Annotated in this window: 22 protein-coding genes; 15 read left to right on the forward strand and 7 right to left on the reverse strand. The window is 55.3% G+C overall.

All coding sequences use genetic code 11. The features are described 5' to 3' along the window. Positions 1 to 28: 28 nt before the first annotated feature. A complete protein-coding gene (gene epmA / locus HUF19_RS03090; protein ID WP_260998445.1) occupies positions 29 to 952 on the forward strand; it encodes an EF-P lysine aminoacylase EpmA in 924 nt (307 codons plus the stop codon). Between the two features lies 1 nt (position 953). Here the strand turns inward: epmA and HUF19_RS03095 are convergent, their stop codons facing one another. The 4 genes from HUF19_RS03095 to HUF19_RS03110 all read right to left on the reverse strand — a co-directional run bounded on the left by HUF19_RS03095 (position 954) and on the right by HUF19_RS03110 (position 5097). Then, the gene (locus HUF19_RS03095; RefSeq protein WP_260998446.1) at positions 954 to 1427 is read right to left on the reverse strand and encodes a GNAT family N-acetyltransferase; all 474 of its coding nucleotides are present in this window, start codon (positions 1425 to 1427) and stop codon (positions 954 to 956) included. A 257-nt stretch (positions 1428 to 1684) separates the two neighbouring features. Further along, entirely contained in the window at positions 1685 to 2542 is an 858-nt protein-coding gene (asd, locus tag HUF19_RS03100) for an archaetidylserine decarboxylase (RefSeq protein WP_145469877.1), read from the reverse strand. A gap of 8 nt (positions 2543 to 2550) precedes the next feature. Beyond that, a complete protein-coding gene (locus HUF19_RS03105) occupies positions 2551 to 3387 on the reverse strand; it encodes a sulfurtransferase (RefSeq protein ID WP_260998447.1) in 837 nt (278 codons plus the stop codon). Positions 3388 to 3471: 84 nt separating this feature from the next. Beyond that, positions 3472 to 5097 carry an HDOD domain-containing protein gene (locus HUF19_RS03110; protein ID WP_260998448.1) on the reverse strand — a complete coding sequence of 542 codons (1626 nt, stop codon included), beginning with the start codon at positions 5095 to 5097 and terminating at the stop codon, positions 3472 to 3474. A gap of 205 nt (positions 5098 to 5302) precedes the next feature. On the opposite strand from HUF19_RS03110, the gene motA reads away from it, so the two are divergent. After that, complete coding sequence (motA, locus tag HUF19_RS03115; RefSeq protein ID WP_260998449.1) at positions 5303 to 6154, forward strand: flagellar motor stator protein MotA; 852 nt, start codon at positions 5303 to 5305, stop codon at positions 6152 to 6154. Further along, positions 6154 to 7179, forward strand: coding sequence for a flagellar motor protein MotB (locus HUF19_RS03120; RefSeq protein WP_260998450.1), 1026 nt, complete (start codon positions 6154 to 6156; stop codon positions 7177 to 7179). Before motA ends, HUF19_RS03120 begins: the two co-directional genes overlap by 1 nt. Before the next feature lie 79 nt (positions 7180 to 7258). Here the strand turns inward: HUF19_RS03120 and rsgA are convergent, their stop codons facing one another. Further along, the gene (rsgA, locus tag HUF19_RS03125; protein ID WP_260998451.1) at positions 7259 to 8290 is read right to left on the reverse strand and encodes a small ribosomal subunit biogenesis GTPase RsgA; all 1032 of its coding nucleotides are present in this window, start codon (positions 8288 to 8290) and stop codon (positions 7259 to 7261) included. Positions 8291 to 8389: 99 nt separating this feature from the next. On the opposite strand from rsgA, the gene orn reads away from it, so the two are divergent. Then, a complete protein-coding gene (orn, locus tag HUF19_RS03130; protein WP_260998452.1) occupies positions 8390 to 8932 on the forward strand; it encodes an oligoribonuclease in 543 nt (180 codons plus the stop codon). A 642-nt stretch (positions 8933 to 9574) separates the two neighbouring features. On the opposite strand, the gene HUF19_RS03135 is transcribed toward orn, so the two are convergent. Next, positions 9575 to 10624 (reverse strand): sensor domain-containing diguanylate cyclase, encoded by a 1050-nt coding sequence (locus tag HUF19_RS03135; protein WP_260998453.1) that lies wholly within the window; start codon positions 10622 to 10624, stop codon positions 9575 to 9577. Between the two features lie 115 nt (positions 10625 to 10739). After that, positions 10740 to 11837, reverse strand: a complete 1098-nt coding sequence (gene queG / locus HUF19_RS03140) for a tRNA epoxyqueuosine(34) reductase QueG (RefSeq protein ID WP_260998454.1) — start codon at positions 11835 to 11837, stop codon at positions 10740 to 10742. Between the two features lie 65 nt (positions 11838 to 11902). Here queG and HUF19_RS03145 point away from each other — a divergent pair, with 65 nt between their 5' ends. The 11 genes from HUF19_RS03145 to HUF19_RS03195 all read left to right on the forward strand — a co-directional run bounded on the left by HUF19_RS03145 (position 11903) and on the right by HUF19_RS03195 (position 23411). Continuing rightward, positions 11903 to 13423 carry an NAD(P)H-hydrate dehydratase gene (locus HUF19_RS03145; RefSeq protein WP_260998455.1) on the forward strand — a complete coding sequence of 507 codons (1521 nt, stop codon included), beginning with the start codon at positions 11903 to 11905 and terminating at the stop codon, positions 13421 to 13423. Next, entirely contained in the window at positions 13423 to 13899 is a 477-nt protein-coding gene (tsaE, locus tag HUF19_RS03150) for a tRNA (adenosine(37)-N6)-threonylcarbamoyltransferase complex ATPase subunit type 1 TsaE (RefSeq protein WP_260998456.1), read from the forward strand. The genes HUF19_RS03145 and tsaE overlap by 1 nt, the downstream gene beginning before the upstream one ends. Beyond that, entirely contained in the window at positions 13896 to 15224 is a 1329-nt protein-coding gene (locus HUF19_RS03155; protein WP_260998457.1) for an N-acetylmuramoyl-L-alanine amidase, read from the forward strand. Before tsaE ends, HUF19_RS03155 begins: the two co-directional genes overlap by 4 nt. A gap of 18 nt (positions 15225 to 15242) precedes the next feature. Continuing rightward, on the forward strand, positions 15243 to 17126 hold the full coding sequence (gene mutL, locus HUF19_RS03160; RefSeq protein WP_260998458.1) for a DNA mismatch repair endonuclease MutL: 1884 nt from the start codon (positions 15243 to 15245) through the stop codon (positions 17124 to 17126). Then, a complete protein-coding gene (gene miaA / locus HUF19_RS03165; RefSeq protein WP_260998459.1) occupies positions 17126 to 18085 on the forward strand; it encodes a tRNA (adenosine(37)-N6)-dimethylallyltransferase MiaA in 960 nt (319 codons plus the stop codon). Before mutL ends, miaA begins: the two co-directional genes overlap by 1 nt. 105 nt (positions 18086 to 18190) lie before the next feature. Continuing rightward, a complete protein-coding gene (gene hfq, locus HUF19_RS03170; protein WP_145469863.1) occupies positions 18191 to 18445 on the forward strand; it encodes an RNA chaperone Hfq in 255 nt (84 codons plus the stop codon). A gap of 17 nt (positions 18446 to 18462) precedes the next feature. Then, positions 18463 to 19773 carry a ribosome rescue GTPase HflX gene (gene hflX / locus HUF19_RS03175; RefSeq protein WP_260998460.1) on the forward strand — a complete coding sequence of 437 codons (1311 nt, stop codon included), beginning with the start codon at positions 18463 to 18465 and terminating at the stop codon, positions 19771 to 19773. A 97-nt stretch (positions 19774 to 19870) separates the two neighbouring features. After that, positions 19871 to 21052 carry an FtsH protease activity modulator HflK gene (gene hflK / locus HUF19_RS03180; protein WP_260998461.1) on the forward strand — a complete coding sequence of 394 codons (1182 nt, stop codon included), beginning with the start codon at positions 19871 to 19873 and terminating at the stop codon, positions 21050 to 21052. After that, a complete protein-coding gene (gene hflC / locus HUF19_RS03185) occupies positions 21052 to 21921 on the forward strand; it encodes a protease modulator HflC (RefSeq protein WP_260998462.1) in 870 nt (289 codons plus the stop codon). Before hflK ends, hflC begins: the two co-directional genes overlap by 1 nt. Positions 21922 to 22035: 114 nt before the next feature. Then, positions 22036 to 22233 carry a DUF2065 domain-containing protein gene (locus HUF19_RS03190; protein WP_260998463.1) on the forward strand — a complete coding sequence of 66 codons (198 nt, stop codon included), beginning with the start codon at positions 22036 to 22038 and terminating at the stop codon, positions 22231 to 22233. 11 nt (positions 22234 to 22244) lie between these two features. Beyond that, positions 22245 to 23411 (forward strand): ATP phosphoribosyltransferase regulatory subunit, encoded by a 1167-nt coding sequence (locus HUF19_RS03195; protein ID WP_260998464.1) that lies wholly within the window; start codon positions 22245 to 22247, stop codon positions 23409 to 23411. Positions 23412 to 23428 lie beyond the last annotated feature (17 nt).

Consider the following 23428-nt stretch of genomic DNA (forward strand, 5'->3'; position numbering starts at 1 on the left):
TTTTTATAACGACATCAACAGGTAACTCATGAACTGGCAACCTTCTGCCGCAATGCATGCGCTGCGTGCCCGTGCCCGGGTAAATCAACAAATCCGGCAGTTTTTTGCTGCCCGCGATGTACTCGAAGTCGAAACCCCGGTCCTGGCCTCAGCACCAGTCTCAGATCCGAATATCGAGCCCATGTGCACCAGCGAGCAGCGCTGGCTGCAGACTTCGCCTGAATATGCGATGAAGCGTCTGTTGTGTGCCGGCAGTGGCGATATTTTTCAGATTGCGCGGGTATTCCGTCGAGGTGAAGCCGGGCGGCGGCATAATCCGGAATTCAGCATGCTGGAATGGTACCGGGTAGGCTTTGATCACCGACAGTTAATGGATGAAGTTGCTGAGCTTGTGACGCAGTTATTGTCGGCCCGTTACCCGCACCTGCCACGGCTTAACCTGAGCTATGGCGAGGCCATGAACCGTTATGCCGGGCTGGAAGTTCATGCTGCCGGTGATGAGCAGATTGCTGTTCTGGGCCGGCAACTGGCGGGGCAGGACCTGCAGCTCAGTCGCGATGGCTGGCTGGATGTGATTATGAGTCATCAGGTGGAACCTTCTCTGCCGGCGGATACTCTGGTGTTTATCGACGACTTTCCTGCTTCACAGGCGGCATTGGCACGGGTCAGTAACAACGCTGACGGTGTCGCGGTGGCACAGCGTTTCGAGTTGTATTTCAACGGTGCTGAGCTGGCCAATGGGTATTATGAGCTGACTGATGCGGAAGAACAGCGGCGGCGTTTTGCACAGGAAGCCGGCGGCCGTCCGATTGATGAATATTTGCTGGCGGCACTGAAGCATGGCTTGCCAGACTGTGCCGGCGTGGCAATGGGACTGGACCGTTTATTAATGGTGATTCAGGACAGCGGCAATATTGCCGATGTACTGAGTTTTGACTGGAGCCGTGCCTGAGTCAGGCAACAGACTGTGCGGTCTGATTGCTGTTCAGGTTCAGTACCATGCCCTGAACGGCTGTCTGGCTGAAACCAAAGCGTGAAAGCAATTGTTCTGTCAGTGGGCTGATGTCGGTCAGACGGACAACAATTTGCTTCCAACCCGCCTGCCTGGCGTGATTGATCGCGCCCTGCAGCAGGGTGCTGCCGGCTCCCTGGCCACGGTAGGCAGGCAGAACCACGATTTCATTCAGCAACATAATAGCTGGCTCGTCGTTGCCGGGGTTAAGGCTGTTCAGGGTGAGCATGGCAATGATGTCATCCTGATCGCGGATGCAGAGAACCAGTGCATGATCCTTCGCCAGCAGCAGATTTCCCAGGCGACGCACCTGCTGTGTGCGCTGGCCGAAAAAGTCACCTTCCTGCTCATTCAGCAATGAAGCCAGATCACACAGGGCTGAAATATCGGACGTTGAAGCGGTATCAATGTACATGGCTTACCTACTGCTGCAGTAATTCATAATCTGATCAGGAGTTCAGGAGCTTACCCCGCACAGCGCAGGACTGCCCACAGTATTGTTGATAAATATGTATCTATTATTGCTGCTGGTCATGATTACGTGCAGAGATCGGAAAAGCCGTGCTGCACGTCGCAGTTTGTGCAATCAGGCCGGAGAGGTGAGGTGAGAGTTCATGCGATACCGCTCCGGGTTTGTGCCCGGAGCAGTCGGATTACGGTTGGCCCGTGCCGTCAGTCGGCCTTGGCGATGGCTTCGCCCATGCGCAGCGGCGAGTCGGCTTTGAGCTGATCCAGCCAGTCGATTTTGTCCTTGCCGAAGCACAGGACAACGGTCGAACCGAGCAGGAAGCGACCCATTTCTTCACCTTTCTGCAGCGTGACTGGCTGCGGGTTAGTGAAGTCGGTGACTTTCAGCTGACGTTTCGGCGGGGTAATCAGTCCGGCCCAGACGGTTTCAATCGCGGCCACAATCATGGCACCAACCAGCACCATCGCCATCGGGCCATGCTCGGTATCGAAGATGGCAACCAGACGCTCATTACGGGCAAACAGACGCGGAACATTTTCGGCGGTGGTTTTGTTCACTGAAAACAGGTCGCCCGGCACATAAACCACTTCACGCAGCGTGCCGGTCACTGGCATATGCACGCGGTGATAATCCTTTGGCGACAGGTAAATAGTCGCGAACTCGCCGCCCATAAAGGGTTCTGCGCGCTGGGTGTCACCACCAAGCAGTTCGATCAGCGAGTAATCCTGACCTTTAGCCTGGAAAATACGGCCGTTTTCAATTGGCCCCAGCTGGGACACCGCACCATCGGCCGGAGAAACAATCACATCATCACCGCTGGCGATGGTGCGTGCGCCGTCTTCCAGCTCGCGCGTGAAGAAGTCGTTAAAGCAGCGGAATTCCTCGGCGGTTTTACGCTGCGCTTCGTTCATGTTGACGTCGTACTGATCGATAAAGGCACGGATCAGCGGATTTTTGATCCAGCTGGTTTCACAGCTGGCCAGCCAGCCAACAGCACGGGATAGCAGGTGTTGTGGTAACAGATACTGGGCGCCGATAAAGGCTTGATCTTTAAATGACATGGGATTCCTCAGGGTTGGCTGCCAGTGCTGACAGGAGTGGCCGGGTCGTTGCCCCATTCGGACCAGGAGCCGGCATAGCCTTTGATGTTCAGGCCAAGAATTTTTCCGACCAGATAGGTAAAGCCGGAACGGTGATGGGTCTGACAGTGGGTGGCGATTTCTTTGCTGCTATCGATGCCCATCTCTGCCAGTAACTGACGGAAGCCGTTCAGTTCGTTAATGCGCAGACCGCGGGATTTATCCATTCCCAGCGTCCACTCGTAGTTCACCGCGCCGGGGATATGTCCGCCGCGTTGTGAAATTACTTTTTCGCCGCTGTATTCCGCCGCTGAGCGGGCATCCCAGATGGCAAAATCCGGCTGGCCGATACGGGCGATAATCTGCTCTTTATCCAGTGCAAATTCATGGTGCAGTGCGCCCACCTGATAGCCGGACGCCTGTACTTTATGTTCACCACTTTCGGTCGGCAGGCCGGCTGCACGCCAGGCAACAATGCCGCCGTTCAGATAGGAATAGTGCTGGTGACCGATCATATCCAGCACCCAGATCAGACGTCCGGCCCAGCCGCCGCCTTCATCGTCGGAGCAGATAACATGGGTATCCGCGGTCAGCCCCAGTTCACTGAATACTTCAGACAGCTGCTCAACCGGCGGCAACTTGCCGGGAGCCGGCTGGCCGCTGCATTGCAGGCGTTTGAAATCCAGATGCACGGCACCGGGAATGTGCTGTTGCAGGTAATCTTCGTATTTAGCCTGCTCAATGATCAGGACTTTGCCCTGGGCCGGCGTCAGGGGTAATTGCGCCGCCAGCGCTTCCGGTTCCAGCAACAGAGGAAAATCTGCCATGGAAAACTCCGCCAGTATGAATAATAAAGGCGAGAGTTTATCCAAGCCGGGGACGGATGTCAGGCGCAGCATGCATAAGCGGCTTTACTGGCTGTTGTTTCCGGCAGCGCGGCGCTTTTTTTCGGTGTTGGTTTTCAGGATTGCCAGACTCTGGCTGGATACCTGGCAGAGGTTTTTAAAGCTGATGTATTCCGCCTGGGATAATTCCGGCTGATGCTCAGCAGCAAAGCCCATCATTACGCCAATGGGCGCTGCTCCGGCATCAATCGACATCATCATGGTCTGGGCCGGAATCAGCTCGCAGGTGGCCGGTGGCAGATGTTGCAGAAAGCGCTGGCGGTTATCGCGGTTAAGCAGCAGGCTGGCTTGTTTTTCCAGCAGCTTGCTGAACAGTGAAGGCTTGCGCATATCGACCGCAAAGCGCCGCATCGGCGCCTGCTCGCTCATGCCTTCAACATAGAATACTTTCAGAACCGTTCTGTCTTTATTCAGCAGGGCAATACAGGCGCTGGACAGACCGATACCTGCGCAGACCCCTTTCAGCATACCGCGCATCAGATAGTGCCAGTCGCCGAAACTGTCGGGTTCCTGTTGCAGCTGGCGCAACAGTTTCTTCATGTATTTATCGTCGCTGTGACGCTCTTGCGGCTCTGCATTGACGGCAGGTGTTGCCCTGCGTTGATGATCAGGCTGTGCTTGCTCCCCGGACATGGGCTGCTTGGGTGCGGCATTTTCTGTCTCAATCCAGGGGTATGTGTGGACGGTTGGTTGCGGGCTGAGCAGCAGCTGCAGCCCGGTAGCAATGCCGCTGTGCTGTTGCTTGCTGGTTTGTACCTGCAATTGGCGCAGTTCCGGTTGCAGCATGTGCTCAGGTTTACCCAGCCAATGGCTGACCAGGGTTTGCCAGCGTTTGCTGTGACGACCGTCAGGGGCTATATGCCAGTGCCAGGCGAGGCTGTTGGCCATCAGACTGATCATCGCCGGCTGTTGGCAGTGATGCAGTAATGGGCGCTGATTGTCCAGATCACGGGGGTCGTGATGACGCAAAACCCGCCATTGTTCAGCACTTGGCCAGTTTTCTTTATTAAATAAAGCTGCGGCCATAACCGGCAGTGACAGCTGTTTATTCAGTTTCTGTATGGCAGGGAGCTGGTTGCCGAAAACAGCGCGGGTGCTTTCGCCCAACTCATACCCGCGGCCAAGCAAATGCAGCCAGTTCTGTGCCTGTGGGTAATGCAGCAGTGCCAGCCATAGCGGAGCAGAGCTCAGCATGGTGCTCCAGCGGGCATAGCTGACGGAGGTATTACCTTTACTGGCGGCCCATAACGCCGCCAGATTACCCGCCAGTTGGGCCGTTAACAGTGCATTGCGGTACAGCTGAGCGGCGGGATCTTCTGTATCGGCCGAAACTACCGGTAGTTGCTTCATAAGCTTTACCAGTTCCTGCATACCCAGCAGAGACAGGCAGCTGGCAGCTCCTGAAATCTGCTCGTTGCAGCCGGGATGGCGCTCCACGCTAAGGCGTAATAAATGCAGGCAGAGCGCCGGATCGCGCTCAACCGAACTGGCGAGGTCTTCAAAGCTGACGCTGCGGTTATGCATTTGCTGGCGGATACGCTCACGCGATTCCTCCAGAACAGGAAAGTCATGACACTCTGCGAGTGCCTGCCAGAGCGTTGCCGGTGGTTTTGCTATCGATAAGTGTGTCATGACCCTGTTTGTGTAACAGCCGTTTGTAGCCTTTACTTAACTATAGAAGTGTCTGAATAAACCTGCACAGCTCTCGGCTCTGGCATTCGGCTTTGCTCGGCATCCTGTATCTCTGCCGTCGTGTACGAGCCTTTCCGGGTTATTCAGAGACTCCTGTAGTCTTAATCCTTCCCTCCGGGAGTTGTTGCACCAAGGACTCTAGTGAATGCTGTTTTTAATTGGGCTGGTGATCGTAATCGGAAGTGTGCTGTACGGCTATGTCATGTCTCATGGCAATTTGCTGGCGTTATGGCAGCCCTTCGAAATTCTGATTATTTGTGGTTCCGCCTTCGGAGCCTTTTTATTATCGAATCCGTGGCATGTGGTGGTGGAGTGCTTCAGGCTGACACCGCAGGTCATTATGGGCAGTAAGGTCAATAAGGCGATGTATATGGATGTACTCGGCCTGATTTATGACATCCTGAATAAAGCCCGGCGAGAAGGCATTATGGCGATTGAGGCCGATGTTGAAAGCCCGGCGTCCAGCGCGGTTTTTTCCCGTTATCCGGCGATTCAGGCGAACGAAGAGCTGGCCCATTTTATTGCCGATTATTTCCGTATTATTGCCGCCGGCAACCTGACCTCATTTGAACTGGAAGCTCTGATGGATCAGGAAATTGATGCCCGTCTGCACGAACTGGAATTACCGGGTAATGCGGTGGGTAAAGTTGCCGATGCGTTACCGGGCTTTGGCATCGTGGCGGCGGTGCTGGGGATTGTCATCACCATGGGTGCCATCGGTGGTGAGGTCAGCGAAATCGGGGCGCACGTTGCCGCCGCTCTGGTCGGTACCTTCAGCGGGGTGTTTCTGGCGTACGGTATTGTTGGCCCGGTAAGTGCGGTCATGCGCCACCTGGCAGAAGAAGAAATTAAACTCTACGAAGCCAGTAAATCCTGCATCATTGCTTCTCTTAACGGCTTGCCACCACAGCTTGCGGTTGAGTTTGGACGTAAGTCATTGTTTACCCATGGCCGTCCGAGCTTTACCGAAGTTGAAAGCAAGGTTCGTGGTCGCTGATGGAAAATCTCGGTCCTCACCAGAATATTATTGTCCGGCGTAAGAAAAAGGGCCGGCATGACGACCATGGCGGCGCCTGGAAAGTGGCCATGGCTGACTTTGCTCTGGCGATGATGGCGCTGTTTCTGGTGCTGTGGGTCATTAACTCGTCCAATGAGCAGGAACGCGCGGCTATCTCTGGGTATTTTCAGGACCCGAAAGCCTTTGAAGATGGCAAAAAAGTGCCGTCTAAATACGTCATTGATCTGGGTGGTTCTCCTTCTGTGTCGGATAACGTTTCGGAATCGGAAACCATCGATCCGGAAGATATTCTGCAGGCCGAAGAAATTGAAAGTCTGGCCGAAGCGATTGAGAAGAAACGGATGGAAGATATGAAAGCGCAGATTGAAGCGCAGATTAACGCCAGTCCGACCCTCAGTCCGTTCAAAAATCAGCTGCTGCTGGATATCACCACCGAAGGTCTGCGTCTGCAGATTGTCGATCAGACCAAACGCCCGATGTTTGATCCCGGCAGTGCACGGCTTAAATATTATTCTGAAGATATTCTGTGGGAACTGGCGCCGTTACTGGCCACCATGGAACACCGTTTATCCATTGCCGGTCACACCGATTCATCCCGCATGGGTGGCATCCGCGATGAGGATGACGCCAACTGGGGCTTATCTTCGCTGCGGGCGGATTCAGCACGCCGGGCATTAATGGAAGCCGGGGTGCCAAAATCGCAGATCGCTCAGGTGATAGGCATGGGAGATACCGCACCACTGAAGCCGGATGATCCGGGTAATGAAGTGAATCGTCGTATTTCCATTACCCTGCTGAACAGGAAATCGGAAGAGACTGTGCGTGACCGTTCCGGTGGTGAGCCGCAGGTGGAGTTTATCGACAGCAATAATCAGGCTCCGGGTGACGCCCGTCAGCCGGTGATTAATAAAGCCGGATCATTATTGGAAGAACTGCGTAAAAAACGCGAGTCGGAAGATAACTCGTACGATAATCCGCCAAATAAAAATGAGGCGTTCTGGTAGTCACAGAGCCATCAGAAACAGCATAAAAAACGGCAGCCTGAGGCTGCCGTTTTTTATGCGCAATAGTGGTCTGACGAGCTCAGAGTTCGGTAAGGGTCTGCAGGATACGCTGATAACTCTGGAAGCGTTCGGGCTTAACCTTGCCTTCTTCAACCGCCGTACGGATCGCACAACCCGGCTCCTGGCCGTGGGCGCAGTCGCGGAAGCGGCAATAACCAGCCAGTGGGCGTAATTCGCGGAAGCCATACAGCACTTCGTCTTCGCTCATATGCCACAGGCCAAATTCGCGGATTCCTGGGGAATCGATCAGATCACCGCCAGCCGGAAAGTGATACAGGCGTGCGGTGGTGGTGGTGTGTTTCCCTTTGCGGGTATTTTCTGACAAGGCACCGACTTTTAATTCTTCACCCGGCAGCAGCGTGGCAATTAATGAAGACTTACCAACCCCCGACTGGCCGACAAAAACGCTGATCCGGCCATTGAGGAATTCTTTCAGCTCACTCAGACTGCTGTCGTCTTTGCTGCATACCCGCAGAGTGCGGTAGCCCAGATCTTCATAAGCACCGAGCAGCTGGTCAAAATGACCACGGTTACTGTCATTCAGCAGGTCGGTTTTATTGAGCAGAATAATGGGCTCGATATCGCAGTTTTCGGCGGCCACCAGGTAGCGGTCAATCAGGTTGCTGTGTGCCTCAGGTTCCGGCGCTACAACCAGCACAATAAAGTCGATATTGGCGGCGACGGGTTTGATTTCGTTATAAGGATTGGGGCGGGATAATTCGGAGCTGCGTTGCAGTACCGTTTCGACAACACCGGAGTGTACGCCATTGTGTTCAGCGCCCGGGCGGAATACCACACGGTCACCGGTGACCAGAGAGCCCAGATTCGCGCGCAGATAGCAGCGGTAACGCTGAGCGCCTTCGGCGCGGCTTTCGATTTCCACCTGAGTGCCGAAGTGCGCAATCACCTGACCTTCGCACTCATCACCCAGCTCGCCGGCATTCAGCTGTTCGGCTATGCCGCTTTCTTTCTGCTGGGCGCGTTTGGCTTTTTCTTCCTGGATTTTCTCCACGCGCCAGGCCTGGCGTTTGGTCAGTTTACGTTTGCTCATCAATCTTCGCTGTAGTGAGGGCAAGGCGGCCATTGTCCGTGTTGGCCGGGGCTGGCGCAAGTTGCTAAACTGCCGCTATGTATCTATGAGCAAGCCGTTATGAGCCAAAACGAAAATTTAGTCTGGATGGACCTGGAAATGACCGGTCTGGAGCCAGAGCAGGATGTGATTATCGAAATCGCGACCATAGTCACCGACAGCAACCTCAACATTATTGCCGAAGGCCCGGTGCTCGCGGTTCATCAGCCCGACGTATTGCTCGATGCCATGGATGAGTGGAATACCAAAACCCACGGCAACTCTGGCTTGACCGAGCGGGTGCGCAACAGCAGTACCAATGCCCGTGACGCTGAGCGGTTAACGCTGGAATTTCTGCGTCAGCATGTGAAACCGGGTACTTCACCACTGTGCGGTAACAGCATTCATCAGGATCGCCGTTTTCTGGTGAAATATATGCCGGAGCTGGAAGCCTATATGCACTATCGCAATATTGATGTGTCCACGCTGAAAGAGCTGGCCAAGCGCTGGAAACCGTCGGCGGTGTCATCTTTCCAGAAGAAAGGCAGCCATCAGGCGCTGGATGATATCAAAGAGTCGATTGCTGAGATGCAGCACTACCGTGAGCACTTTTTGGCGTTGTAGCTTCGCTTGCACGTATAAAAAGCCCCGCGATTGCGGGTAATGCTGTTCACTTAAGCAACCAGCCAGCGCTGACTGCATTTGAACAGCCTTTGCGGGGCAAGCCCCTGCGCCCCAATCCGGGGAACTTCTCCCCGGGCCCCTGCTTTGCGCTTTCTGGCCCGTAATCCTTATTCACTCGTTTTTTACTGACCACGCGTATATCGGGCATCCATGGCCACATACGCTTGTCTGGCATCCATGCCAGCCAGATCGTAAAAATCATCGCTCATGGCGGCGGGCCCAGAGGCGCGGTTTATCCCAGCCGCAACGTCGTTTTTATCGAACAGCAATGTCCGCTCTGAAAAGCCGCTTAGCGGAATAATCAATGCGCCTGCAGGACGCCGGTTTGAATAATGCTGCGCCGGTACGTCACGGCATGGATGCCGGGCGAGCGAATAGGGCCATGGATGGCCCATTATTCGCGTTACCGAGATCGCAGGATTATTCAGAGCGGATTAAGTCCTGCACAGCGCGAAGCTGGGGTCGGCCCGCCGGCAAGGGGATAAGTTCCCCTGTGAGGCATTGGGCGTTTCAAAATGATTTAAAACGTTAAGTGAACAGCATTACGCGATTGCGGGGCTTTTTTATAACCGGCAGGAGCATTCAGTCTGCGGCTTCTTCGCCGAGCAGCAGACAAATCTGATCCCGGCCATTATTTTTGGCCCGGTATAATGCCTGATCGGCCAGATCCATCAGATCGGTTTCGCTCTCCAGTCCGCGCGCCGATGAGCCGGCAATACCAATACTGAGGGTGATTTTCAGATCCGGAGCAACATCGGGAAAGCGGAGGTTGCGCACGCGGTTGAGGATCCGTTTGGCCAGCTCTGCGGCCTGGCGTGGTTCGCAGTCATCCAGAATAATCAGAAACTCTTCACCGCCATAACGGCCAATCGCATCCTGTGGCCGCAGTGCCTGACGCAGGGCTGAGGAAATGCTCTGCAGCACCTTGTCTCCGGCGGCGTGGCCGTAGGTATCATTCACTTTTTTAAAGTGGTCGGCATCGATCATCAGCACCGACAAAGGTGTCAGATTAAGCAGATGACGCTGAAAGGTACGGTGCAGAATCTGTTTGATCGTGCCCTGATTCCACAGCCGGGTCAGGCTGTCGATCCGCGCCTGCTGATAGGCTTCGTCCAGTTCGCTGATCAGCTGTACGTGGGCGTCGCTGATTTGCGTCAGGTTAAGTTCGGTTTGCGCCCAGCTGGCGATATCAGCCAGAGCGTTGAGGTCGTCTTGACTGAATGTGCGTGGTTTCGTATCGATAATACACAGCGTACCGACGTTCTGATCACGGCTTTTGAGCAGATATCCGGCATAAAAACGTGCATAAGGCGCGCCTGTAACGTAGGGGTTGTCGGCGAAGCGCGGGTCCTGGGTCATGTCTTCACAGATCAGATACTCGTCTTCCAGCAGAGTGTGCTGACAGAGCGCATCGGAACGCGGGGTGTTGATCAGGTCGAGACCATGGATAGATTTAAACCACTGGTTTTCATCATCAATCAGTGACAGGTAGGCAACCGGAACATCAAATAACCGGCACAGGGTGCGTGTTATCGGGTTAAACCGGTCTTCCAGCGGCAGGTACAGAATGTCCAGTTCCTTCAGAGCCTGCAGACGCTGCTTTTCGCATGTAGGAAGTAAGGCAGTGGTCATAATGAAAATCTCCAACAACTGAGAGCTGAGCAGCGTCAGGTATGGTTCAAGTTTAGACAGTCTGGCGCAGGAGGGCGACTCTCTCCGCGTTGTACAGGCGTTGTTGCTGGCCTGGTTACTGGTGTTGCTGCTGCGCCAGTGCCCAGTCGATATGTTCCTGCACCAGAGCGCTGACCTGCGGCCTCCTGCGTTGCAGGGCATCGGCCACTTCCAGACTGCGCGGCGCGTTACCCAGAGCAACGGCGATATTGCGCAGCCAGTTTTCGTAACCGGTACGGCGGATGGGCATGCCTTCGGTGCGGTTTAAAAAAGTGGCTTCATCCCAGGCGAACAGTTGCAGCAGGCTGGCCTTGTCGAGCTGGTGGCGTGGGCTGAAATCGCCTTCTTTGCTGGCGTTGCTGAAACGGTTCCAGGGACAGCCGATCTGGCAGTCATCACAGCCGAAGATACGGTTGCCGATGCCGGATCGCAGGTCTTCAGGAATCGGCCCGTTCAGCTCGATGGTCAGATAAGAAATACAGCGCCGTGCATCCAGCACATGCGGGCCGACAAACGCCTGGGTCGGACAGATATCCAGACAGGCGGTGCAGCGCCCGCAGTGATCCTGAGTATAAGGTTCATCAATCGGTAACGGCAGGTCGGTGAGGATTTCGCCAAGGAAAAAATACGAGCCGGCTTTGCGGTTGATCAGCATGGTGTTCTTGCCGATCCAGCCAAGCCCGGCGCGGTTGGCCAGTGCCCGTTCGAGCACTGGCGCGCTGTCGACAAAGGCGCGGAAGCCCATCTCGCCGGCGGCCTGTTGCAGGCGCTTACCCAGCTCGGTCAGGCGCTTGCGCACCAGCTTGTGATAATCGCGGCCGAGGGCGTAACGCGAAATATAGGCCTGATTTTTATCGCTCAGCTGATCGGTGATGCGGATATCCGGTGCCAGATAATCCATACGTACGCTGATCACCCGGAGGGTGCCGGGCAACAGCTCTGCCGGACGCGAGCGCATATTGCCATGGTCGGCCATATAGCCCATTTCACCGTGGTAACCGGCGGCGAGCCATTGCTGCAGGCGCTGTTCATGCTCGCCCAGATCGACGCCGGTAATGCCCAGTTGCTGAAAGCCCAGTTCTTCTGCCCAGCTGTGCAGCTGGGCGCGTAATGTGGCCCATGACGGCGATAAATCTGTGTAATCCGGTGCATTGTCCGGCGATCTTTCTGTCATGGGTTCGTCTTCAGGCTCAGCTTCTATATAATTTTGCGCAATTTAACATATTAGGCAGCCAAGGGATGAATCGACCTTACACCGCCAGGGATCATCTGCCGGGTGAACTCTACCGCGCCGATCAGGTGCGCGAGCTTGACCGGCTGGCGACAGAGCAGGAAAACATCAGTGGTTTTGAACTGATGTCGCGTGCCGGTGAAGCGGCCTTTGCCTGCCTGCTGGAACGCTGGCCGGACGAGCAGCAGATCTGCGTCTTTGCCGGACCGGGCAATAACGGTGGTGATGCCTGGGTACTGGCAGCGCTGGCCTGTTACCACGGCATGGACGTTTGCTTTTATACCCTGGGCGATCTGCAACAGCAGTCGGACAGCGCGCAACAGGCACGGACAATGGCGCTGGAGGCTGGGGTGCAGCCGCAGGTCTTCAGTGGGGAACTGGATTACGAAGGGCGGGTCATTGTTGATGGGCTGCTGGGCACCGGTCTGAACGCCGAGGTTCGTGGTGATTATGCTCAGGCCATTGCCGCTATCAACCAACACTGGGCTGATGTACTGGCGCTGGATCTGCCTTCCGGCCTGAATGCCGATACTGGCCGCATTATGGGCAATGCCGTGGAAGCCAGCCTGACGGTGACTTTTATCGGCATGAAGCGCGGCATGCTGACTGCGGCCGGACCGGATGTCAGTGGCGCGATTGCCTTTGCTTCGCTGGCTGTCGATCCGCTGCTGTATCGCCAGTTGCCGGCGGATGCCGAACGCATCAGCTGGGATCGCCTGGATCGTCTGGGTCAGCGCTTACCGGCACGGCCTGGTAATGCCCATAAAGGAGAGTTCGGCCATGTGCTGGTGATCGGCGGCGACCAGGGGATGGGCGGTGCGGTGGCCATGGCATCGGAAGCCGCAGTTCGCTGTGGCGCCGGTCTGGTCAGTTGTGCGACCCGTACCGAACATGTGGCTCCACTGCTGATGCGTCGTCCCGAGGTGATGGTTCGTGCTGTTGAGTCCGGTCTGGAATTACAGCCGCTGCTCAGCCGTGCGGCGGTGCTGGCGGTCGGGCCGGGACTGGGGCAGAGCAGCTGGTCAGAGTTGTTGTTGCAGCAGGTTTTAGGTGATGAACGACCACTGCTGCTGGATGCCGATGCCCTGAATATTCTTGCATCACCGGGCTGGCGTTGCGATTTTGCCGGCCGTGATGCTGTGCTCACGCCGCATCCGGGTGAAGCGGCACGGCTGCTTGGTTGCAGCATTGGTGAAGTGCAGGCCGACCGTTTTGCTGCGGCCCGCAAGCTGGCGCAGGAATATCAGGCGGTGGTGGTCCTTAAAGGGCAAGGTTCACTGATTGCCGCGCCGGATGGTCGTCTGGCGCTGTGTACTGATGGCAATCCGGGCATGAGCAGCGGCGGTATGGGCGACGTGCTCAGTGGCGTGATTGCCGCGTTGCTGGCGCAGGGCATGACTCCCTGGGCGGCGGCGCGTTATGGCGTTTGTTTGCACAGTGCTGCGGCTGATATGGTGGCGGCACGTTACGGTCAGCGTGGTTTACTGGCCAGCGATTTAATGATGATGTTGCGGGAGCTGATTAACTGATGACCATTCGCCTGTGCGGAGAATCCGCCATGACGGCCTTTGCCGCGGCCTGTGCGCCGGTATTAAGCGAAGGCGGCCTGCTGTTTCTGGAAGGTACGCTGGGGGCGGGTAAAACCACTTTCAGCCGTGGCCTGATTCAGGCGCTGGGGCATCAGGGCGCGGTGAAAAGCCCGACGTACACTCTGGTTGAAGATTATCCACTGGCCGCCTGCCATGTCTGCCACTTCGATCTGTATCGTCTGGGCGATGCTGAAGAGCTGGAGTTTATGGGTATCCGCGATTATCTCGATAACCAGGCGCTGTGCTTAATTGAATGGGCCGAAAAAGGCCGCGGTGTTCTGCCAGCGGCCGATCTGGTGCTGCATATCGACGATCTGGGTGACTGCCGCGAACTGAGCTGGCAGGCCGGCAGTGAGCGTGGTCAGCGCTGGGTGCAGGCTCTGGATAAACTGGCGCAGGGGTTTGAGCAGACATGAAACCTGTTTTTCTGCCTGTTTTCCTGTTGGGGCTGGTATTGCCGTTGCTGCTCAGCCCGGCACTGCATGCCGACGTTAAAGATGTGCGGGTCTGGCAGTCGCCGGATAAAACCCGGCTGGTGTTTGATTTATCCAGCCCGGCGGAACATAAAATATTTACCCTCAGCAATCCTGACCGGGTCGTGATCGATCTGGCCGACTCCAAAGTGCTGAACGATCTGGCGAAAGTTGATCTGCAGTCCACGTCCATCCGTGGTATCCGCAGTGGCAAGCGCAATGGTAATGACGTGCGCATCGTGCTCGATGTAACCGAACCGCTGAATCCGAAAAGCTTTCCGCTGGCGCCGAATAATGTGTATGCCAATCATCGTCTGGTGGTTGATCTGGAGCGTGAGGTCGGTGCCCAGATCGTGGCGCCGGTTAAAAAAGCCGATATTTATACCGACAATAAACGCGACATCATTATTGCTATTGATGCCGGCCACGGTGGCGAAGATCCGGGGGCGATTGGCCATGGCCGTATTTATGAGAAAAAGGTTGTTCTGGCCATTTCCAAAGAACTGCAGCGATTGCTGATTGCCGAGCACGGCTTTCATCCTTTTATGGTGCGTACCGGCGATTACTATATCGGTCTGCGTGAACGTACTGAAAAAGCGCGTAAAGCCAATGCCGATTTTCTGGTATCCATTCATGCCGATGCGTTCAAACACCCGAGCGCCCATGGCAGCTCGGTATTTGTGTTGTCGGAGCGCGGAGCAACCTCAGAAGCGGCGCGCTGGCTGGCCGATAAAGAGAACGAATCGGATCTTATCGGTGGTGTCAGTCTGGAAGATAAAGAAGACCATCTGGCAATGACGCTGCTGGATTTATCCATGACCGCCAAACGCAATTCCAGCGTGAAACTCGGCACTCATATTCTCGATAATATTGGTAACGTTTCCCGGCTGCACAAAAATCATGTGGAAGAAGCCGCCTTCGTGGTGTTGAAAGCTCCGGATATGCCGGCGCTGCTGGTAGAAACCGGTTTTATTTCCAACCCGGATGAAGCGCGCAAACTGGGCACCAGTAGTTATCAGAAAAAAATGGCGCGGGCGATTTTTGCCGGCATTACCGGATATTTCCGCGAGCACCCGCCACGGGGAACCTTACTTGCTGCACAGAAAGGCAGTGCGCCGGTATTTAATACCTATGTAATCCGCAGTGGCGATACCCTGTCGGATATTGCCGTTAAAAATGGCGTGGCGATAAACGAGCTGCGCCGCGTCAACGAACTGAAAAATGATCAGCTGCGCATCGGCCAGCGTATCAAAATTCCCAATACCTGATTTCCGGGCTGTATTTTTATGAGTCGAATTCATCTGCTGTCACCGCGCCTGGCGAACCAGATCGCCGCCGGTGAAGTAGTCGAACGTCCCGCCAATATCGTTAAAGAATTGGTGGAAAACGCCCTGGATGCCGGTGCAACCCGCATCGAAATTGATGCTGAGCAGGGCGGGGTCAAACTGCTGCGCATCCGCGACGATGGCCACGGCATTGAACACGATGATCTGCCGCTGGCACTCAGCCGTCATGCCACCAGTAAAATCACCACCCTGGACGATCTGGAAGCGGTCGCCAGCCTTGGTTTTCGCGGTGAAGCGCTGGCCAGTATCAGCTCGGTCACCCGTTTAACCCTGACGTCAAGAGCGCAAAATTCGGAAGAAGCCTGGAGTGTGCATGCCGAAGGACGTGATATGGCCGCCAGTGTGACTCCGGCGGCGCATCCGGTGGGTACGACGCTTGAGGTGCGCGATTTATTTTTTAATACCCCGGCACGGCGGAAATTTTTACGCACTGAAAAAACCGAATTTTCCCATCTGGAAGAAACCGTTAAGCGTCTGGCGTTAAGCCGTTACGATGTGGCATTTTCGCTGCGCCATAATGGCCGGGTGATTCACCAGCTGCGCAGTGCCGAGCGCACCATTGACCGCGAAAAACGCGTGGCCAGTCTGCTCAATAAAGATTTTATCGACAGTGCGGTGCATATCGACGCCGAAGCAGTAGGTCTGCAACTGCAGGGCTGGGTCGGCTTACCGACGTTTTCGCGTTCGCAGGCAGATATGCAGTATTTCTTTGTTAATGGCCGTGTGGTTCGCGATAAATTAGTAGTGCATGCGATTAAACAGGCTTATCGCGATGTGCTGTATCACGGCCGTCATCCGGCCTTTGTTCTTTACCTCTGGCTGGACCCGAAGCTGGTGGATGTGAACGTGCATCCGACCAAGCATGAAGTGCGTTTCCGCGATGGCCGGCTGGTGCATGATTTCCTGTTCCGCACTCTGCATAAAGCATTGGGTGATGTGCGTCCGGATGATCGTCTGGCGGGCAGCACACCGGCCACGCTGGTGCCACAGACGGCGCCGCTCAGTGGGGTGCAGGCCGGTGAATTTCAGGAGCAGGCACGCCTCGACTGGCAGGCGCAGGCGGTACAGGAAAATGCCGGCAGCTATCAGCCTGCATTTAATGCGGTGCCGCAACAGGGGGCCGTCAGTGCACAACTGGACGGCCTGCGCGCGCTCAGTCAGCCGCTCGACGATGCGCCCTGGGGGCAGGAAGTACGACAGGGTCAGCCACAGCCGTTACCACAAGCGCCCAGCGCCGATATGCCGCCTCTGGGTTATGCCATTGCGCAGCTGCACGGCATTTATATTCTGGCGCAGAACGCACAGGGTATGGTGGTGGTTGATATGCATGCGGCCCATGAACGTATTACCTACGAACGGTTAAAGATCGCCGTCGATCAGCAGGGCGTACAGAGTCAGCCGCTGCTGGTGCCGGTGACGCTGGCGGTGAGTGAGCGCGAAGCGGATGCCGCCGAGCAGTTTGCCGATGAATTCCGCTTGCTCGGCGTTGAGCTTGCGCGGGTGGCACCGGAAAGCGTGGTTGTACGCCAGATTCCGGTGCTGCTGCAGCAGGCGGAAGTTCCACGGCTGATCACTGATATGCTGGGCGACCTGCTTGAACACGGCACCTCCGACCGTATTCTGGCGCACCGCAATGAATTACTCGGCACCATGGCCTGTCATGGCTCGGTACGTGCCAACCGCAAGCTCAGTATTCCGGAAATGAACGCCTTGCTGCGCGATATGGAAGCCACCGAGCGCAGCGGCCAGTGCAATCATGGCCGCCCGACCTGGACTCAGCTCACCATGGGTGAACTGGACAAACTGTTTTTACGGGGCCGCTGATGAGCACTGTGCATGAATTACCGCCGGCCATCTTTCTGATGGGGCCGACCGCCTCCGGCAAAACCGCACTGGCACTGGAGCTGGTGGAAAAATATCCGTGCGAAATTATCAGTGTCGATTCGGCGCTGGTGTACAAGGGTATGGATATCGGTACCGCCAAACCTGACGCCGAAATGCAGAAGCGTGCGCCGCACCGGTTAATTGATCTGATTGATCCGGCAGAGAGTTACTCTGCGGCAAATTTCCGCGAAGATGCACTGCGCGAAATGGCCGATATCACCGCCCGCGGCAAGGTACCACTGCTGACCGGCGGCACCATGATGTACTTTAAATTTCTGCGTGATGGCGCGGCGCAATTGCCACAGGCTGATGAAGAGGTTCGTGAGCGTCTGCTGGCCGAAGGGCTGCAGTATGGCTGGCCGCATATGCACGAAAAACTCGCCGCCATTGATCCGCAATCGGCGGAACGGTTAAAGCCGATGGATTCACAGCGCATTCAGCGTGCACTGGAAGTGTATGAAGTATCGGGCAAAACCCTGACCGAGTTCTGGGCTGAGCAGCAGAGCGAACCACTGCCTTATCATGTGGTCAATCTGGCCGTATGTCCGCGCGAACGCAGCACCCTGCATGAACGCATTGCGCTGCGTTTCCGCCAGATGGTGGAGCAGGGCTTTATCGATGAAGTAAAAAAGCTGCATGCGCGCGGTGATCTGAACGTCAATATGCCTGCCGTGCGGGCCGTCGGATACCGTCAGGTATGGGACTATCTGGACGGCAAATATGATTATGAGGAAATGATTGAGCGTGGCATTATAGCCACGCGCCAGTTGGCGAAGCGGCAGGTAACCTGGTTGCGCAGCTGGCCCGATCTGTACTGGCTGGAGACAGAGGATAGTAATCTTCTGCAAAGCGCCTTGAAAATCCTGCATGCCAACGCCATATTTAGCGCATCGTCCTGATTTCGCAGCTTTATCGCATTCGCGTCGCTCCGGACGAACTGGGGCTTATTATTTTTCTTGGCTGTCCCCACATTGGACGGCACACCTTCATTTAAGGAGACCATTATGTCAAAAGGGCATTCTCTACAAGACCCTTACCTCAATCAGCTGCGCAAAGAACGTATTCCAGTGTCTATCTTTCTGGTAAACGGCATCAAGCTGCAAGGTCAGATCGAATCATTCGACCAATTTGTTATTCTGCTGAAAAACACGGTCAGTCAGATGGTTTATAAACACGCAATTTCTACTGTTGTACCATCCCGCAATGTGCGTCTGCAGCCTGCAGATACCGGCGAAGTTGATGGCAGCAGCGACGAGTAAACGCAGGAGCCGCTGATTTGTTCTTTGAACGCCCGGATAATGGCGGCGAAACCGCAGTACTGGTTCATATTGATTTTCCTGAGGGCCTCAATCGTGAGGACCTTAACGAGTTCAGGGAACTGGTTATTTCGGCAGGTGCCGATCCGGTGGATCTGGTAACCACCAAACGCTCAACCCCCGATCCCAAAACCTTTATCGGTAAAGGTAAAGTGGAGGAAATCGGTCAGGCTCTGCGCCTGCATGGCGCAGAACTGGTTATTTTCAATCACGCATTGTCACCCAGCCAGGAACGTAACCTGGAGCGGGCACTACAGTGCCGTGTTCTCGACCGTACCGGTCTGATTCTCGATATTTTCGCCCAGCGTGCACGTACCCATGAAGGTAAGCTGCAGGTTGAGCTGGCGCAGCTGCAGTTTCAGTCGACCCGTCTGATCCGTGGCTGGACTCACCTTGAGCGACAGAAAGGTGGTATTGGTATGCGCGGGCCGGGTGAAACCCAGCTCGAGACTGACCGTCGTCTGCTGCGTGAGCGGGTAAAAAACATCAACGCCCGGCTGGAAAAGGTTCATGCCCAGCGTGATCAGAACCGCCGTGCGCGCAAGCGCTCATCGATTCCCAGTGTGGCCATTGTCGGTTACACCAACGCTGGTAAGTCGACGCTGTTCAATACCCTGACCACCGCCGATGTGTATGCCGCCAATCAGCTGTTTGCCACGCTTGATCCGACTTTGCGCCGCTTTGCGGTGGATAACGTTGGTGAGGTGGTGCTGGCCGATACGGTAGGCTTTATTCGCCACCTGCCACACAAGCTGGTTGAGGCCTTTCAGGCCACTTTGCAGGAAGCGGCCGAAGCGGATCTGCTGGTGCATGTGATCGACTGTGCGGCACAGGAACGCGAAGGCAATATTCAGCAGGTAGAGCTGGTATTAAAAGAAATTGAAGCCGATGTGGTACCGCAACTGCGGGTCTACAACAAAATTGACCTGCTGGAACACAGCGAAGCCCGTATTGACCGTGACGATCAGGGCAAGCCTGTAGCGGTATGGGTATCGGCTCAGCAGCGTCTTGGACTGGATCTGTTGAATCAGGCCATTGGCGAATTGCTGAGCACGGAAGTCTTCAATGAAGATATCTGTCTGCACCCGGCGGAAGCCAAGCTACGTGCAATTCTTTACGAATTGGGTGCGATACAGAAAGAACACTATGCTGAAAACGGTGATATGGTACTGACCCTGAGAATGCAGCGTCAGGATTTCAAACGTGCTCTGGCGCGCGCTGATATGGCCGAAAGCCGTTTTCTTGAACCGGTACAGGAAGCCTGGCACTGAGTAACGATGTTACTCAATGCAACCGGTTCCGATATTTTTCAGGATGCGTTGTCATACGGACGTGCGCATCAAATTGTCTGCCTAACTGGAGTGACTTATGGCCTGGAATGAGCCCGGCGGAAAGGGCAATCCCAATGATCCCTGGGGTAACAACAACCGCGGTAATAAAAATCGCGGCAATCAGCCACCGGATCTGGATGATGCCCTGAAACAGCTGATGGACAAGATTAATGGTCTGTTCGGCAAGGGAAATGGCAATAACAATAACGGTAATGACAATGGCAGTGGAGCCGGTGGCTTTTTTGGTATCGCCGCCGCCATTCTGGTTGTCATGCTGGCGTTTAATTCTTTCTATACCCTGGATGAACAGGAGCGTGGTGTTGTTCTGCGTCTGGGTAAATACCTGAATACCGAAGGCCCGGGTCTGCATTTCAAAATACCTCTGGTTGATCAGGTGATTCCGGTGAATACCACCAAGGTTCGGGAAGCGGAAATCAAAGAGCGTATGCTCACCGAAGATGAAAACATCGTCGAAGTTGAGCTGAACGCACAATACCGCGTGGCCGATCCTATTGCTTTCGCCCTGCGTGTTGAGCTGCCGGAACGCACTCTGCTGTCTGCTGCGGAAAGTGCCCTGCGCCATGAAGTGGGTTCGGCGGCAATGGACCCGATTCTGACGACTGGTCGTGCGGTTCTTGCGGAAAAAGTGCAGATTCGTCTGCAGGATTACCTCGACCGTTACCAGACCGGTATGGTGCTGACTAACGTCAACATTAAAGATGCCCGCCCACCGGCTCAGGTGAAAGCGGCATTCGATGACGTACAGAAAGCCAAACAGGATAAAGAACGTTTTATTAACGAAGCCGAAGCCTACGCCAATGCGGTTGTACCGGAAGCCCGTGGTCGCGCCCAGCGTCAGCTGGAAGAAGCGAGCGCTTATAAGGCCCGTATTATTGCCCGCGCAGAAGGTGAGGCCGCACGTTTCAATAACCTCTACTCTGAATACAAAAAAGCGCCGGCGGTTACCCGCGAGCGTCTGTATATCGAAGCGCTGTCCGATGTTTATACCAGCAGCAGTAAGGTTCTGGTGGATGTGAAAGGCGGCAACAACATGATGTATCTGCCGCTGGATAAGCTGATGCAGAACATGCCGGCAGCCAAAGGCGACGGCGCATCCCTGAGCAGTGGTGACATTTCCCGTCTGACTGATCAGGTACTGAATGAAGTCCGCACCCGTCAGAACAGCACTGGCAACACTACTCGCAGGGAGGGTCGTTAATGTCTCCGAAAGCTTTATTGAGTCTGATCGTTCTGGGTGTGTTGCTGCTGGTCGCCAGTCAGGGCCTGTACGTCATCAACGAAACCGAACGCGCAATCAAGCTGCAGTTCGGTGAAGTGGTCGACAATGACATCAAACCGGGTCTGCACTGGAAAGTGCCTTTTATGCAGAACGTTAAGCGTTTTGATGCACGGGTACTGACGCTGGATACCAATCCATCGCACTTCCTGACCTCCGGTAAAAAGTATGTGATCGTCGATTCGTTCACCAAGTGGCGTATCAAGGATGTGAATTCCTACTACAAAGCCACTTCCGGTAACCGTCAGGAAGCCTCTAACCTGCTGGCTAACCTGGTCAACAAAGGTCTGCGTGATGAAATCGCCAACCGTACCCTGCATGAAGTGGTATCCGGTGAGCGTGATCAGCTGATGACCAAGCTTACCGCCGCCCTGAATACTCAGACTCAGGATGATCTGGGCATTGAGATTCTTGATATGCGCGTGAAAGCCGTTGATCTGCCGGATGACCTCAGTGCTTCGGTATATAACCGTATGTCGGCGGAACGTGAGCGTGAAGCGCGCGAACACCGCTCTCAGGGTAAAGAGCTGTCAGAAGGTATTCAGGCCGATGCCGATCGTCAGAAAACCGTTCTGGAAGCTGAAGCTTACCGTGATGCTGAACGCACCAAGGGTGAGGGCGATGCTGAAGCTGCACGTATTTATGCGTCTGCTTACAACAAAGACCCTGAGTTCTATGCCTTTACCCGTAGTCTGAAAGCCTACACCCAGACCTTCAGTCAGAGCGATGTACTGCTGCTGGAGCCGGACAGTGACTTCTTCCGTTACCTGAAGGATTCAAAAGGCAAGTAAGCAATAACCAATGCCCGCGCCTTAACCATGTTCAAGGCGCAACGGCTTTGGTAGAATCCTGCAACCGGGCCTGGTGCCCGGTTTTTTTGTGCGATTTTCTTTTGAGGACCTCCGGTGCAGCCCGATTTATGGCGTGAATTCGCTATCGCCCTCTGCCTGGTGTTTATTCTTGAAGGGGTAATGCCGTTTCTCTACCCCACCCGGTGGCGCAAGCTGGTCGCTCAGCTGGCCACAGTCGATGATCGCACGATGCGCATGACCGGTCTGATCAGTATGCTGATCGGGCTGGGTTTACTTTACGTAATCAATTAAAAGGCTGGACGATGACTAGCGCTGACCGTTGGCTATTGCCGGATGGTATTGAAGAAGTGCTGCCGCCACAGGCGCGGCGGATTGAACAGTTGCGTCGCCGTTTGCTCGACCTGCTGGATAACTGTGGCTATGACCTGGTGATTCCACCGGCGCTTGAATATCTTGATTCGTTGCTGACCGGTGTCGGCAAAGATCTCGATTTGCGTACCTTTAAAGTCACCGACCAGCTGTCTGGCCGTCTGATGGGACTGAGTGCCGATACCACGCCTCAGGTTGCCCGTATCGACGCCCACAGTCTGGCTCCGGAAGGCATCAGCCGTCTGAGCTACTGCCGTACCGTATTCCATGCCAAGGCCAGCTCGCTGCTGGCCAGCCGCACCCCGACGCAGATTGGTGCTGAACTGTACGGCGAAGCCGGCGTCAGTGCCGATGTTGAGATTATCAGCCTGATGCTGACTCTGCTTGAGTCCGCCGGTGTACAGCAGGTGCATCTGGATCTGGGCCATGTTGGTGTCTTCCGCGCGCTGGCAGCCAAAGCCGGTATCAGCGCTGAGCAGCAGCGTGAGCTGTTTGATCTGCTGAAACTGAAATGCGCCACCGACCTTGAAGCCTGGGCCGCGCGCGAAATTCAGGATGCGGCACTGGCAGAAGCCTTTGCACTGCTGATCCGCCTGCAGGGCGACCGGCAGAAACTGGATGCCGCCATCAGCCGTATGGCCGAGCTGGTACCGGAAACTTCCGCCGAACTGGCACATATTCAGCAGGTTGCAGAGCAGCTTGCACAGCGTTTCCCGCAGACGTCGCTGTATTTCGACCTGACCGAGCTGCGTGGCTATAACTATCACACCGGTCTGGTGTTTGCTGCTTATATTCCTGGCTATGGCGATGCCATCGCTCAGGGTGGCCGTTATGACGAAACCGGCGCGGTGTTCGGCCGTGCCCGTCCGGCAACCGGCTTCAGTGCTGATCTGAAAGTGCTGGCCCGTTTCGGGACCTATCAGGCAGAAGTAAAACAGACAGTAGTTGCACCCAATGAGAATGACCCGGCCTTATGGCAACTGATTGCGCAACTGCGCGAGCAGGGCAAGCGGGTTCTGGTGCCGTTGAACGATGATGCGATCCGGGCGGATCTGTATCTGAAAAAACTGGATGGCCAGTGGCAGCTGGTCGAAGCTTAATTTTTTAGAGTGATTGA

Source organism: Thalassolituus hydrocarboniclasticus, from assembly GCF_025345565.1.
Lineage (GTDB): Bacteria > Pseudomonadota > Gammaproteobacteria > Pseudomonadales > Oceanobacteraceae > Venatoribacter > Venatoribacter hydrocarboniclasticus.